This window comes from Jannaschia aquimarina, assembly GCF_000877395.1.
GTDB lineage: Bacteria > Pseudomonadota > Alphaproteobacteria > Rhodobacterales > Rhodobacteraceae > Jannaschia > Jannaschia aquimarina.
Genome location: NZ_JYFE01000041.1, coordinates 183,547 through 196,825 on the forward strand (window position 1 = coordinate 183,547; position 13,279 = coordinate 196,825).

Sequence of the window (13,279 nt, forward strand, 5' to 3'; positions counted from 1 at the left end):
TGCCCCCGCGCCAGCAGCGCCCCCCGGACTATTTCGGCCGAGAAGAGGACCCGAGAGGGGGCGGTGCGACAGCATGCCAGTGCGGTATACCACGGTATGCACTTGCGCCGGGGCGCGGGATCGGGCAAACCGCGCGCAAGCCAGGCCTGACCGGAGGAACCCCGCATGACCATCGAAGTCGGAACCGACACTGCCAAGACCCGCCGCGAGCTGAGCGTCGGCGGCAAGACCTACGCCTACTACTCGCTGGATGCCGCCACCGAGGCCGGACTGGGCGACTTCTCGAAGTTGCCTGCGGCGCTCAAGGTGGTGCTGGAAAACATCTTGCGCTTCGAGGATGGCGGCGCGACGGTTTCGACCGACGACGCGAAGGCCTTTGCGGACTGGGCCGCCAAGGGCGGCAAGAACCCCCGGGAGATCGCCTATCGGCCCGCCCGCGTCCTGATGCAGGATTTCACCGGCGTTCCCGCCGTCGTGGACCTCGCTGCGATGCGCGACGGGATCGTGGGCCTCGGCGGCGACGCGCAGAAGATCAACCCTCTGAACCCGGTCGATCTGGTCATCGACCATTCGGTCATGATCGACGAGTTCGGCAATCCGCGCGCCTTCCAGATGAACGTGGATCGCGAATATGAGCGCAACATGGAGCGGTACCAGTTCCTCAAATGGGGCCAGACCGCGTTTCAGAACTTCCGCGTGGTGCCGCCGGGCACCGGGATCTGTCACCAGGTGAACCTTGAATACCTGGCGCAGACCGTCTGGACCGACGCCGATCAGGACGGGACCGAGGTCGCCTATCCGGATACTCTGGTGGGCACCGACAGCCACACGACCATGGTCAACGGCGCGGCCGTCCTGGGCTGGGGCGTGGGAGGCATCGAGGCCGAGGCCGCGATGCTGGGTCAGCCGATCTCCATGTTGATCCCCGAGGTCGTGGGCTTCGAGCTGACAGGCCAGATGGTCGAGGGCACGACCGGCACCGATCTCGTGCTGAAAGTGGTCGAGATGCTTCGCGAAAAGGGCGTGGTCGGCAAGTTCGTCGAGTTCTACGGCGCTGGTCTCGACACGCTGCCGCTGGCGGATCGGGCAACGATCGCCAACATGGCGCCCGAATACGGCGCGACCTGCGGCTTCTTCCCCATCGACGGCGAGACGCTGCGCTACCTGCGCACCACGGGGCGGGATGAAGACCGGATCGCGCTTGTCGAGGCCTATGCCAAGGCCAACGGCATGTGGCGCGACGCCGATTACGCGCCGGTCTATACCGACACGCTGCATCTGGACATGGGAACGATCGTCCCCGCGATCTCCGGCCCGAAACGGCCGCAGGACTACATCGCGCTGGACCGGGCGGCGAAAGCCTTCGGCGAATACGTCAAGGGCGTGCGGTCCGGCGAGGATGCGTCCGCAAAGGCCGAGATCCGCTGGGAAGGTGAAGGCGGCGCGCCCGAGCCTGTCGACATCCCTGGCGATGAGGGCCACCACGCGCGTGGCTATATCAACGGGGGCGAGGCCGATCGCGCGCAGATGCATGACGGCTCGATCGTGATCGCGTCGATCACGTCCTGTACCAACACGTCGAACCCCTACGTGATGATCGGCGCGGGCCTGGTGGCGCGGAAAGCGCGCGAGAAGGGTCTGAACCGCAAGCCGTGGGTGAAGACGTCGCTGGCGCCGGGCTCGCAGGTCGTGAGCGCCTATCTGGAAGCGGCCGAGCTTCAGGAAGACCTTGACGCGATCGGTTTCAACCTCGTGGGCTATGGCTGCACCACCTGCATCGGCAACAGCGGCCCGCTGGCGCCCGAGATCAGCAAGTGCATCAACGACAACGATCTGATCGCCACGTCGGTGCTGTCGGGGAACCGCAACTTCGAGGGCCGGATCAGCCCCGACGTGCGCGCCAACTACCTGGCCAGCCCGCCGCTGGTGGTGGCCTACGCGCTGGTGGGCGACATGAATGTCGACATCACGACCGAGCCGCTGGGACAGGATCAGGACGGCAACGATGTCTTCCTGAAGGACATCTGGCCGAGCCAAGCCGAGATCGCCGAGCTAGTCGAGCGCACCGTGACCCGCGAGGCCTTCCAGGAGAAGTATGCCGACGTCTTCAAGGGCGACGAGAAATGGCAGGCGGTCGACGTGCCCCAACAGGAGACGTACGACTGGCCCCCCACCTCGACCTACGTGCAGAACCCGCCTTACTTCCAGGGCATGGGGCCCGATGCCGGAGAGATCGAGGATGTCGTGGGTGCCCGCGTGCTGGCGGTGCTGGGCGACATGATCACGACCGATCACATCAGCCCCGCCGGGTCGTTCAAGGAGACCTCGCCCGCAGGGCAGTACCTCAAGGAGCGTCAGGTGCCGGTGCGGGAGTTCAACTCCTACGGATCGCGCAGGGGCAACCACGAGGTGATGATGCGCGGCACCTTCGCCAACATCCGCATTCGCAACGAGATGCTGGACGGGGTCGAGGGCGGCTACACGCTGGGGCCGGACGGTGAGCAGACTTCGATCTACGATGCCGCGATGGCGTGGCAGGAGAAGGGCGTGCCGCTGGTCGTCTTCGGGGGCGAACAATACGGCGCCGGATCCAGCCGTGACTGGGCCGCGAAGGGTACTGCGTTGCTGGGCGTGAAGGCCGTCATCGCCGAGAGCTTCGAGCGGATCCACCGCTCGAACCTGGTGGGCATGGGGGTCATCCCGTTCGAGTTCACCGGCGGCGATACGCGCAAGTCTCTGGGCCTGACCGGCCAGGAAGAGGTCACGATCAAGGGCCTCGGCGACGTGAAGCCGCTGCAAGAGGTCGAGGCGCAGATCAAGATGGCCGATGGCAGCGAGAAGACGATCACGCTCAAGTGCCGGATCGATACGGCGGTCGAGATCGACTACATCAAGAATGGCGGTGTGCTGCACTATGTGTTGCGCAACCTTGCCGCGCCCGCGGTCGCGGCCGAGTAAGCCGGTCTTGCATTTGGAACAGGACGGGGCCTCAGGGCCCCGTTTTCTTTTCGGGATCTGCGCAGATCCGACGTCTCGGCTCCGCAACGGGCCGCGACGGCGGTGAGACGTTTTCGATCTCGGCCATGCGTCGCAGTGCGAGGCCCCGGCCGGTTCGTGCTGTGCGAGGCGCCGCAAAGACCGGTCATCCGTCGCCGCGAGGTTCACGCAACGTTGACCCGGACGATCTGGCATTGACGCCCTTGTCTCGTTAGGTCGGTCAGACGCAGTCACAGGACCGTCCATGCGCCTCGCCCTCGCCATTACCGCTTGCATATCCCTTCCGGCCTCTGCCGATCCGGTCGTGGTCGAGCTTTTCACGTCGCAGGGTTGCTCCTCGTGCCCACCGGCCGACGCGATGCTGCATGATCTCGCCGAACGGGAAGACGTCATCGCGTTGTCGCTGCATGTCGACTACTGGGACTGGATCGGCTGGGAAGACACGTTCGGCGATGCGGCCCATACCGAGCGGCAAAAGGCTTATGCAGCGCGCGAAGGATCGAGCGTCGTCTACACCCCGCAATTCGTGATCGACGGGCAGGTTCAGATCGCGGGAGCCAAGGGCATGAAAGTGTCGGAAGCGGTGTCCGCTCATTCGGGCGGTGCGGAAGTGCTGGAGATCGACGGAGACCGACTGCTTCTGTCCGGCCAGGACAGCCGCGCCGACCTCGTGATGGCGCATGTCCTTCCGGAGATACAGGTTGCCATTGGCCACGGGGAGAATGCGGGACGGACGATCACCTACGCGAACGTGGTTCAGGGATGGGAAAACCTCGGATCGTGGGATGGTGCGCCCGGCGGGCTGGACCTGCCGGCCCGTCGCGACGGAATGATCCGGGTCGTCCTTGCGCAGGAGATCGACGCAAAGGGCCGGCCGAGCGCGATCCTCGGTGCGGCCAGGGATCGGTGATCCGACCCAAGGCTGTCCTCTTCGACAAGGACGGGACGCTGACCGACTTCCGCGCGACTTGGGACGATTGGATGGCGGGCGCCGTCCCCGCTCTGGCGGCCGAGGCGAAGGCGGACCCGGCCGGCGTGGCCGATGCGATCGGGTTCGACCTGTCGGCCGGGCGGCTGCGGCCCGACGCGGCTTTCGTCACGCAGCCGGACCGGGTGACTCGCAAATCCATCGCGCAAGCCACGGGCTGGGACGAGAACGCGATCGCGGCCTGGTTGACGGCGCGTTTGGCGACGGTTCGGCAAGTCCCCGTTGGCGATCCGGTTGCCGTCCTGAGCGGGTTGCGCAACCGCGGCCTTGGCACGGGCGTCCTGACCAACGCGACACGGCGCGAAGCCGAGACCCACCTCGACCATATGGGCCTCGCGCGCCTTCTCGACACCTTGGTCGCCTGCGACGACGGGCACGGCGCAAAACCGGATCCGAGGGGCGCGCTGGCCGCCGCGCGAGCGATGGGGGTCGCGCCGAAGGATGTGCTGTTGGTCGGAGATGGAGAGACGGACAGACAAGCGGCGGCCGGGGCAGGGATGCCGTTCGTCGGCGTTCTGACGGGGACCGCCGAAGCCAGTGCGTTTCCCGGCGCGGTCGCCGTTCTGCCCGATATTTCGGCGCTTGCGGATCTGCTGGAGGATTGGGCCGCGGCTCTCTGAAGGATCCGAGCATTAACGGAATGTTCGCACATCGCTCGCTACGGTCCGGGTGACCAAGGATGGCGGACAGGACGATGCACGGTCTGATTTGCAAGGGGGTGGGTGCGTTCCTGTCCACGCGCTACGGCGAGGAAACGTGGGCCGAAATCGGCAAGGCGGCAGGCCTTGGCTTCGCCCATTTCGAAGCGACACGGACCTATGGCGATGCCATCCTGCCGGAGCTTTTTGCCAAAGCGGGTGAGGTTACGGATACACCGCCGGCCGCCTTGGCGGAGGATTTCGGCCATTGGCTCTGCACGCATCCTCCGCTGGAACCCGTCCGCCGTCTGATCCGCTTTTCGGGCGCGAGTTTCGAAGAGATGCTGTTTTCACTCGAGGAACTGCACGAGCGGGCGCACATGGCGCTGCCCGACCTCGATCTTCCGGTCTTCAGTCTGATCGAAAAGGGCGACGGGGCCTATCGTATCGCGTCCACTTGGTCGGCGCCGGGCGCCGGCCCTGTCCTCAGCGGAATGCTGCGTGCCATGGCCGACGATTACGGCGTGCTCGCGGTTCTCGATTTCGTCAAGGGTGCCGAAGTCAACGGCGCCTGGACCGAGGTTATTTCGGTCCGGATGTTGGATCCGGCCTTCGCCGCAGGTCGCAGTTTCGAGTTGGGAGGTGCCGCATGAAGGGCGTTCGCATCGATGAACGGGCCTTGGCGATGCTGATGCCCCTTCATCTCATATTCGACAATGCGGGCCGCATCCGCGCGATGGGACCGGCCTTGTCGAGTATTGCGGGCACGGTGACAGGGCGCCGTCTGTCCGATGTAGTGACGTTCCGACGGCCGCAATTGAAGGGCGATCCGGAAGATGTGCTCGCCCATCCCGACCGCCGTCTCATGATCGATCTCAAGACAAAGGATAACGGTGAGCCACAGCGCATGCGGGCCATGGTCGTCCCGCTCGCCCAGGGGGGCGGCCTCCTTCAGTTGGGCTTCGGGCCGGACCTCACGGCCGCCATCCGGCGCCACGGCCTCACGGCGGGCGACTTCTCGGCCGTCGATCCGGTGATGGAGGTGCTCTACCTCCTCGAGTCGCAGGTCCTGATCCGTGCGGAACTGGCGGATGTGATCGCGCGGCGGGAGCGTGACCACGCGATCGCGGCGGAAGAGGCCGCGACCGATCGGCTGACCGGCCTGAGGAATCGCCGCGCGATGGACCGTCGTCTGGACGAGCTCGTCAGCGGGGGAGTGGGCTTCGGCCTGATGCATCTGGATCTCGATCACTTCAAGGCCGTCAACGATACGCTGGGTCATGCGGCCGGCGACGAAGTCCTCGAAAGGGTCGCGCGCATTCTTCGGGAGGAAACCCGCAAGGGCGATCTGGTTGCTCGGGTCGGTGGCGACGAATTCGTGCTGCTGATCGAGAATTGCTCAGACCGCAAGCTCATGGCGCGGATCGCCAAGCGGATCCTGCGCCGGCTGGCCCAGCCGATCCCGACCTGCGGTCAGGTCTGCCACATCTCTGGCAGCATCGGTATCGTCTCTTCAGCCGGTTACACGCGGGTCGAAGCCGCGCGCCTTCTGTCGGACGCCGATTCCGCGCTCTACGTGTCCAAGCGAAGTGGGCGTGCGACCTTCACCTTCCATGGCGTCGATCCGGATGCAGCGGCCGACAGATCGGGCGCTCCGATAGACCGCCGCGCGGGAAATGCGAAGCGAGAAAGGGTCGACGATGCGCTGCCGGACGGCTTGAAGGAGCCTGCGGCCCGCTCAACCAGAGTGGCGGCCGCCTCGAAGGCTGGCAGAGTGCGGCGCGCCGCAGAGGTCGACACTCCGCCCGCCGCGGAAGTCGGCCGATCCTGACCGCAGGCGGGGTGGTTGCACTCTTTCACGGCCCCCGTCTCCCGTATTCGGAACCCTGCATCGGGTGGGTGGGGCATCAAGAGGTTGTTCTGGCTTTCATTCACGATCGAAGCTGCGGCGCTGCTGCTGTCGCGATATCCGGCCCGTCTCGGCGGATCCACTGCAATGGGTGCGCGGATCCATGAGCGATGCTTCGCACCATCAGTGCGGACCCCCGGTTGGTCGGATTGATCTGTTACCGAGGTTGGGACTGGACCGCGTCCAACGATGTCTCTGCCAGAGAGCCCGAACATTCCAGTCGCACCCGTCCATCGATCTGAAATCGATGGTACCCCGTAGGGGAATCGAACCCCTCTTTCCAGGTTGAAAACCTGGCGTCCTAACCGATAGACGAACGGGGCGCCGTCGGTGTGACGCTGCACTTAGGAAATCGGCGGAACGGGCGCAAGCGGATTTTTCGCCGGTTTCGTCACGATCAGCCAGAGGCGGGCGCCGCGTCTTCCAGCTTCAACTGGACGCTCTCCCGGCCCTGCCACCGGTTGACCTCCAACCGGCCAGCGACATGCACCGGACGGTCTGCGCGGCTGAGCAGGTCCGACAGGTCCGCAGGGCAGCGGAAAGCGATTGCATCGAGCCGGGATGGGCCATCGGCAAGCGTCACCTTCAGATGACCATCCCCGACCGTGCGGGTATGCGCCACGCGCAGGTCCGGAAGGGCGAAGCGCGGCGCGGGGGCGCCTTGGCCGAAGGGCCCCGCGGCATCCAGGGCCCGGACGAGATCGAGGTGAGCTCCGCCCGCCATCAGAGCCCCGTCGAGCGTCAGGTCCCTTGGACCGGATCTGACGCCGCCTTGTCGTTCGACCAGCTCTGCCAGCCGCTCCATCGCAGGTTCGATCCCGTCTGCGGAAAGCGTGATCCCGGCCGCCATGACGTGGCCGCCCCCCTTGGTCGCCAGCCCTTCGGTCACGAGGCGCTGAACCGCGGCTCCGATATCGACGCCGCTGACGGAACGGGCCGATCCCTGGGCCGTTCCGTCCGGCCGCACGCCGATCACGAGGGACGGGCGGTTGGTCGCGTCTTTGAGCCGGGACGCCACGATGCCCACGACACCGGGATGCCAGCCGTCACCCGCCGCCCAGGCGATGGCACCCTCGCGGGTTGCCGCCTGCTCCAGCGCGGCTTCGGTAATCCGTGTCTCGATGGCGCGCCGCTCCGCGTTCAGGGCATCCAATCGCTCTGCCAGGGCGTCGGCCTCGGATGGATCGGACGTTGCCAGAAGTCGCGCGCCAAGATCCGCGGCCCCGATGCGCCCGCCGGCGTTGATCCGAGGACCGAGCAGGTAGCCCAGGTGATAGGCCGAAGGCGGCCCTTCGAGACGCGCGCGATCCGAGAGCGCCCGCAGCCCCGGACGGGCTCGCTGCCGCATCACGGTCAGCCCGGCCCTCACAAGGGCGCGGTTCACCCCCACCAGCGGCGCGACATCGGCCACCGTGGCCAAGGCCACGAGATCGAGCATCGCCATGAGGTCGGGCATCGGCGTCGCGCCGCGCCCCTGACGGTTCGCTTCGACGAGGCAGAGGAACGTGACGGCTGCCGCGCAAAGATGGCCCTGCGAACGGTCTTCGTCCTGCCGGTTCGGATTCACAATGGCAAGTGCCGGTGGCAGGGTTTCGGCGCCCAGATGGTGGTCGAGGACGATGATGTCGGCCTTGGTCGCCGCGTCCAGGGCGTCATGGGCTGCGGTTCCGCAATCCACGCAGACGATCAGGTCATGCCCCTCGGCGAGGCGGGCCATGGCGGGCGCGTTGGGGCCGTACCCTTCTGTCACGCGGTCGGGGATATATAGGGTCGCGTCGCGGTCCAGCGCGCGCAGCCACCAGATCAGGAGCGCGGCCGAGGCGCCCCCGTCCACGTCGTAATCCGCGAAGATCGCGATCCGCTCACCCGTTCTGGCCGCACGCAGGAGGCGCTCGGCCGCGATCTGCATGTCGCGCAGGCCGCGCGGATCCGGCAGCAGATCCCGCAGCTTGGGGTCGAGGAACGCCGAGGCCGTATCCGCCGTGACACCTCGCCGCGCCAAGTGCTGCGCGAGCGGACGCGGGTGGCCCGCTTGGGCCAGCGCGTCGGCCAATCGCTCGGCTTCGGGGCCGGGGCCGATCCAGCGGCGGCCCGTTGCGGATGCTGTGACACCAAGGAACGACATGGCCGTCCTCTCGCCCGCCTGCCGGAGGAGCGCAAGCGGCCGTCCTGGCAGGTCAGGTCGGGTTGCGGTAGACCATCCGCCGGACACTGCCGGTCTTGGAACGCATGAGGATCGTCTCGGCGGTCAGGAAGCCGGGCTCGCGCTGGATGCCGGCGAGGATCGATCCGTCGGTGACACCCGTGGCGGCGAAGATGACGTCGGACGTCACCATGTCGTCGCGGGTATAGACGCGATCGAAATTGGTGATGCCCGCCTTCTCGGCGCGGCCGCGTTCGTCGTCGTTGCGGAAGGTGAGACGGCCGAACATCTGGCCGCCCATGCATTTGAGCGCGGCGGCCGCCAGCACGCCCTCGGGGGCGCCGCCCAGGCCCATATACATGTCGATCCCGGTTTTCGCGGCTTCGGCGCAGTGGATGACGCCAGCCACGTCGCCATCCGTGATCAGGCGGATGGCGCAACCGGTGGTCCGCAACTCCGCGATCATGTCCTCGTGCCGCGGACGCTCCAGCACGCAGACGGTGATGTCATTGGTCGAACAGCCGCGCGCGGCGGCCAGCGCGCTGACCCGTTCGGCCGGAGACATGTCCATCGTGACGACGCCATCACGGTAGCCGGGCCCGATGGCCAGCTTGTCCATGTAGACGTCGGGGGCATGCAGCAGAGTGCCGCGCGGGGCCATCGCGATCACGCACAAAGCGTTCGGCATGTCCTTTGCGGTCAGGGTTGTGCCTTCCAGCGGGTCCAGGGCGATGTCCACCTCGGGTCCGGATCCCGATCCGACCTCTTCGCCAATATAGAGCATCGGCGCCTCGTCGCGCTCTCCCTCTCCGATGACGACGGTGCCCTTGATGTCGAGGAGGTTGAGCTGATCGCGCATGGCGTTGACGGCGGCCTGATCGGCCGCCTTCTCGTCCCCGCGGCCGATCAGCGTGGCCGAGGCCAGCGCCGCCGCCTCCGAGACGCGGGCAAGGCCCAGGGACAGCATGCGGTCGTTGAAATCGGTCTTCGCCATCTTGGCCTCCTGAGCTTCAGGCATCGGGTTATCCGCTGGGTCACGGGCGGGAAACCCCCGGCGGCGCGCTGATTGCGCTAAACCTCTTCGGAGGACTTCGCCCAGAGATTGAGGCCTTCGTCGCTGGACGCCTCTTCGATGGCGGCGAGTTCGGCATCGGTGAATTCCAGATTCCCTGCGGCCCCGGCGCAGTCGACGACCTGCTCGGACCGGGAGGCGCCGATCAGGGCCGTCGTCACCCGGCCGCCCCGCAGGACCCACGCAATCGCCATCTGTGCGAGTGTCTGGCCGCGGGCCTGCGCGATGTCGTTGAGGGCGTTCAGTTTGGCCACGACCTCGTCGGTGACCATCGCGGGATCCAGCGACTTTCCCTGCGTGGCGCGCCCTTCGTTCGGAAGACCCTTCAGATAGCGCGAGGTCAGGATCCCCTGCGCTAGCGGCGTGAAGGCGATGGAGCCCACGCCAAGGTCGTCCAGCGTGTCGAGCAACCCGTCGCGTTCCACCCACCGGTTCAGCAAGTTGTAGCTGGGCTGGTGGATCAGGCAGGGCGTGCCCAGATCGCCCAGGATGGCGACCGCCTCTCGGGTCCGTTCGGAATTGTAGCTGCTGATCCCGGCATAGAGCGCGCGGCCGGAGCGGACGATCTGATCCAGTGCGCCCATCGTCTCTTCCAGCGGCGTGTCGGGGTCGAAGCGGTGGGAATAGAAGATGTCGACATAGTCCACGCCCAGCCGCTTCAGGGACTGATCGCAAGAGGCGATGAGGTACTTGCGGCTGCCCCATTCGCCATAGGGCCCCGGCCACATCTCGTAGCCCGCCTTGGACGACAGGATCAGCTCGTCCCGGTAGCCGCGGAAGTCGGTGCGCAGGATCTCTCCGAAGGCTTCCTCGGCGCTGCCGGTGGGGGGGCCGTAATTGTTGGCCAGATCGAAATGGGTGATGCCGTGGTCGAAGGCGGCGCGGCAGATGTCCCGCTTGGTCTGGTGCGGGGTGTCGTGGCCGAAATTGTGCCAGAGCCCTAGGCTGATCGCGGGCAACTTCAGACCGGATCGTCCGCAACGGCGATAGACCATCCGCTGATAGCGTTCGGGGTCGGGAGCGTAGGGCAGGGGATCTCTCATGAGGGTCTCCGGGTCTTCAGCCGTCTCGGCCGAGTGTGGCGGCGGGCAGATCGCTGCCGAGGAAGCGCTCGAACCCGTGCGGCGGGGCATGGCCGGGTCTCACATAAGGGTTCGCGAAGGCGACGACGAAATGGATGATGAGGCCCGAGAATCCCGCGAAGGCCCCGATCAACGTCAGGTTCAGCGCGGTCGGAGGAAAGGTGAAGTAGGCTGCCGCGGTCAGCATCACCCCGACCAGCGCGGTTACGATGAAAAGGCCTGACACGCCCGCACGCGCCGCCTCTGCGCGGGCCTCCCGCAAAGCGGAGAGTTCGCGGATATCGCGCAGCAGGATCTCCGACAGCCTCTCTTGCCGGGGTGTCGCGGGGGCGAGATCGAGGATCAGGGCATAAGTCTCGTCCCACGCCCCCCACGCGTCGGGGGACAATGTGCCGGCGCGGCCGAGCGCGGCCCACTCCTCTTCGACGACCAGGCCGGCGTAGCGCGCAATGGCCTCTTGTGCCTGCTCCGTCGTTTCGGCGTCGTAGCGGCGCAGGTCGTAGAAGATATCGCCGACGAGCGTCGCCTCGCGCGCCGTCGCCTCGCGGACCGCGCCGATGCCGGCCAGTTCCTGCGCGAAGACCAGCGCGAGCACCAGCCCGTGCAGCGCGGCGATCCGGAAGACGACCGACCCAGCCAGGTCGCGCGTGTCTTCATCGGCCCGGTGGGCCAGCGCCTTGTGAGCGATGGCGTAACTTGCGAGCGCTCCCGCCACTACGAGCGCGACGACCAACGGGCCCGCGACCAGAGGGGGCAGGCCGGGCAGCATCGCGTCAGGCGTCCTGGATTTGGAGCGCCACGGGTTCGTCCGCGACAACGCTGCTGGTCGCGAGTTCGGCCAGGGCGTCGGTCAGATCGGCGGGCGGGCAGGGATGGGTGACGATCAGCACGGGCGCGTCGGCGCCGGGATGGTCGTATTGGCGCATCCGGTCGATCGAGATGCCGGCCGCGCCCAGTCGCGTCGCCACATGCGCCAACGCGCCGGGTTCGTCGCGAAGCAACAGGCGGACATAGTGGGCACAGGGGGCCGCCTCATTCGCGCGCCGTGGCGTGGCGAGCGTGTCCGCGGGCTGCCCGAATGCGGGGATCGAGACGCCACGCGCGATGTCGATCACATCGCCCATCACGGCGCTGGCGGTCGGACCTTCGCCCGCACCGGCCCCGCGCAGGACGATCTGGCCCACGGCGTCGCCTTCGAGGACGACCATGTTTGTGGCCCCCTCCAGCTGTCCCAACGGCGAGTCGGCAGGAACCAGCGTGGGGCGCATGCTCTGCTGTACGCCGTCCGGACCGCTTTGCGCGACGCCAAGCAGCTTGATCCGGTAGCCCATGTCGCGGGCGCGGCGGATATCGTCGATGCTGACCCGCTCGATGCCCTGAAGCTGCACGCCGTCGAAATCGACCTGGCTGCCGAAGGCGATGGCCGACAGCAGCGCCAGCTTGTGGCCTGCATCTATCCCGCCGACATCCAGCGTGGGATCGGCCTCCAGATAGCCCAGCGCGCGCGCCTCCTCGAAGACGTCGTCATAGGGCAGGCCGGCGCTCTCCATGCGGGTCAGGATGTAATTGCAGGTCCCGTTCATGACGCCCATCACGCGCGTCACACGGTTCCCGGCCAGACCCTCGGTCAGGGCCTTCACGCAGGGAATGCCGCCCGCGACTGCCGCCTCGAACCGCAGCGCCGCGCCATTCGTCTCGGCCAATTCGGCAAGGGCCTGGCCATGGAGCGCGAGCATCGCCTTGTTCGCGGTCACCACGTCCTTGCCCGCCGACAGCGCCGCCTCGGTCGCGGCCTTGGCCAGGCCGTCCGAGCCGCCCATCAGTTCCACGAGAACATCCACGTCGTCGCGTCGGGCGAGCGCGACGGGATCGTCCTCCCATGCGTAGGCCGACAGGTCGACGCCGCGATTCTTGGCGCGGCTCCGGGCCGAGACGGCGGTGATCGCAAGGGGGCGCCCCGATCGGGCGGCCAGCATGTCGCCATGAGCCTGCACGATCTTGACCACGCCCGCGCCGACCGTGCCCAGACCCGCGATCCCGAGACGGAGTGGTTCTGACATGGCGCGCTCCCGTAGGTTGATCGCGCCTCTGCTAGCGTGGCGGGCAGGAGGGCGCAACGCGGCCCGTCAGAGCGGCGCGCTCCGCAATGCGTCGGCCCGCTCGCGCAGGCGGTCGGCGCGCGCATCGAGGTCAGTGCCCGTCGGTTCGGGGACCCGGCTTCTGCGCAATCCCGCGCTGCGGGCGCGCAGGGCATCCTGTGCTTCGGCGGCGCGGCTGGGGCGGGCGCCTTCCTCGAGCAGACCGTCCAGGGGCTGAAGGACCGGATAGTCGCGCAGCGGTACGTTGGCCGGAACGGACACGTCTACCGGTGGCAGTTCGGGGCCGCATCCGGCCAGCAGGATCAGGGTCGCGAGCGTCCGCATGACGCCGACGCTAGGCGCGACCCCCAT

Annotated in this window: 11 protein-coding genes and 1 tRNA gene; 5 read left to right on the forward strand and 7 right to left on the reverse strand. The window is 67.2% G+C overall.

The window, feature by feature from the left end; genetic code table 11:
• Positions 1 to 165: 165 nt before the first annotated feature.
• The 5 genes from acnA (at position 166) to jaqu_RS11475 (ending at position 6,454) form a co-directional block, all read left to right on the forward strand.
• Positions 166 to 2,958 (forward strand): aconitate hydratase AcnA, encoded by a 2,793-nt coding sequence (gene acnA, locus jaqu_RS11455; protein WP_043919099.1) that lies wholly within the window; start codon positions 166 to 168, stop codon positions 2,956 to 2,958.
• Between the two features lie 283 nt (positions 2,959 to 3,241).
• On the forward strand, positions 3,242 to 3,907 hold the full coding sequence (locus jaqu_RS11460; RefSeq protein WP_043919100.1) for a DUF1223 domain-containing protein: 666 nt from the start codon (positions 3,242 to 3,244) through the stop codon (positions 3,905 to 3,907).
• Positions 3,904 to 4,605 (forward strand): HAD family hydrolase, encoded by a 702-nt coding sequence (locus jaqu_RS11465; protein ID WP_043919101.1) that lies wholly within the window; start codon positions 3,904 to 3,906, stop codon positions 4,603 to 4,605. The genes jaqu_RS11460 and jaqu_RS11465 overlap by 4 nt, the downstream gene beginning before the upstream one ends.
• A 74-nt stretch (positions 4,606 to 4,679) precedes the next feature.
• Positions 4,680 to 5,276: a heme NO-binding domain-containing protein gene (locus jaqu_RS11470; RefSeq protein WP_043919102.1), complete on the forward strand. Its 597-nt coding sequence runs from the start codon at positions 4,680 to 4,682 to the stop codon at positions 5,274 to 5,276.
• The gene (locus jaqu_RS11475) at positions 5,273 to 6,454 is read left to right on the forward strand and encodes a GGDEF domain-containing protein (RefSeq protein ID WP_052500928.1); all 1,182 of its coding nucleotides are present in this window, start codon (positions 5,273 to 5,275) and stop codon (positions 6,452 to 6,454) included. Before jaqu_RS11470 ends, jaqu_RS11475 begins: the two co-directional genes overlap by 4 nt.
• A 326-nt stretch (positions 6,455 to 6,780) precedes the next feature.
• Here the strand turns inward: jaqu_RS11475 and jaqu_RS11480 are convergent.
• The 7 genes from jaqu_RS11480 to jaqu_RS11510 all read right to left on the reverse strand — a co-directional run bounded on the left by jaqu_RS11480 (position 6,781) and on the right by jaqu_RS11510 (position 13,252).
• Positions 6,781 to 6,855 (reverse strand) — tRNA-Glu (locus jaqu_RS11480).
• A 74-nt stretch (positions 6,856 to 6,929) separates the two neighbouring features.
• Entirely contained in the window at positions 6,930 to 8,657 is a 1,728-nt protein-coding gene (gene recJ / locus jaqu_RS11485; RefSeq protein ID WP_043919103.1) for a single-stranded-DNA-specific exonuclease RecJ, read from the reverse strand.
• 52 nt (positions 8,658 to 8,709) lie between these two features.
• Positions 8,710 to 9,669, reverse strand: coding sequence for a class II fructose-bisphosphatase (gene glpX / locus jaqu_RS11490; RefSeq protein ID WP_043919186.1), 960 nt, complete (start codon positions 9,667 to 9,669; stop codon positions 8,710 to 8,712).
• Between the two features lie 77 nt (positions 9,670 to 9,746).
• Positions 9,747 to 10,790, reverse strand: a complete 1,044-nt coding sequence (gene mgrA, locus jaqu_RS11495; RefSeq protein ID WP_043919104.1) for an L-glyceraldehyde 3-phosphate reductase — start codon at positions 10,788 to 10,790, stop codon at positions 9,747 to 9,749.
• A 16-nt stretch (positions 10,791 to 10,806) separates the two neighbouring features.
• On the reverse strand, positions 10,807 to 11,598 hold the full coding sequence (locus jaqu_RS11500; protein ID WP_052500929.1) for a bestrophin-like domain: 792 nt from the start codon (positions 11,596 to 11,598) through the stop codon (positions 10,807 to 10,809).
• A 4-nt stretch (positions 11,599 to 11,602) separates the two neighbouring features.
• Positions 11,603 to 12,889, reverse strand: coding sequence for a homoserine dehydrogenase (locus jaqu_RS11505; protein ID WP_043919105.1), 1,287 nt, complete (start codon positions 12,887 to 12,889; stop codon positions 11,603 to 11,605).
• A 66-nt stretch (positions 12,890 to 12,955) separates the two neighbouring features.
• On the reverse strand, positions 12,956 to 13,252 hold the full coding sequence (locus jaqu_RS11510) for a hypothetical protein (RefSeq protein ID WP_141134329.1): 297 nt from the start codon (positions 13,250 to 13,252) through the stop codon (positions 12,956 to 12,958).
• Positions 13,253 to 13,279 lie beyond the last annotated feature (27 nt).

What these genes read in the sequence shown, in the direction of transcription:
- jaqu_RS11510 (WP_141134329.1), bottom strand. Translation starts at nt 13,252, where the DNA reads ATGCGGACGCTCGCGACCCTGATCCTGCTGGCCGGATGCGGCCCCGAA.
- glpX (WP_043919186.1), bottom strand. Translation starts at nt 9,669, where the DNA reads ATGGCGAAGACCGATTTCAACGACCGCATGCTGTCCCTGGGCCTTGCC.
- jaqu_RS11505 (WP_043919105.1), bottom strand. Translation starts at nt 12,889, where the DNA reads ATGTCAGAACCACTCCGTCTCGGGATCGCGGGTCTGGGCACGGTCGGC.
- acnA (WP_043919099.1), top strand. Translation starts at nt 166, where the DNA reads ATGACCATCGAAGTCGGAACCGACACTGCCAAGACCCGCCGCGAGCTG.
- jaqu_RS11475 (WP_052500928.1), top strand. Translation starts at nt 5,273, where the DNA reads ATGAAGGGCGTTCGCATCGATGAACGGGCCTTGGCGATGCTGATGCCC.
- recJ (WP_043919103.1), bottom strand. Translation starts at nt 8,657, where the DNA reads ATGTCGTTCCTTGGTGTCACAGCATCCGCAACGGGCCGCCGCTGGATC.
- jaqu_RS11500 (WP_052500929.1), bottom strand. Translation starts at nt 11,598, where the DNA reads ATGCTGCCCGGCCTGCCCCCTCTGGTCGCGGGCCCGTTGGTCGTCGCG.
- jaqu_RS11470 (WP_043919102.1), top strand. Translation starts at nt 4,680, where the DNA reads ATGCACGGTCTGATTTGCAAGGGGGTGGGTGCGTTCCTGTCCACGCGC.
- mgrA (WP_043919104.1), bottom strand. Translation starts at nt 10,790, where the DNA reads ATGAGAGATCCCCTGCCCTACGCTCCCGACCCCGAACGCTATCAGCGG.
- jaqu_RS11460 (WP_043919100.1), top strand. Translation starts at nt 3,242, where the DNA reads ATGCGCCTCGCCCTCGCCATTACCGCTTGCATATCCCTTCCGGCCTCT.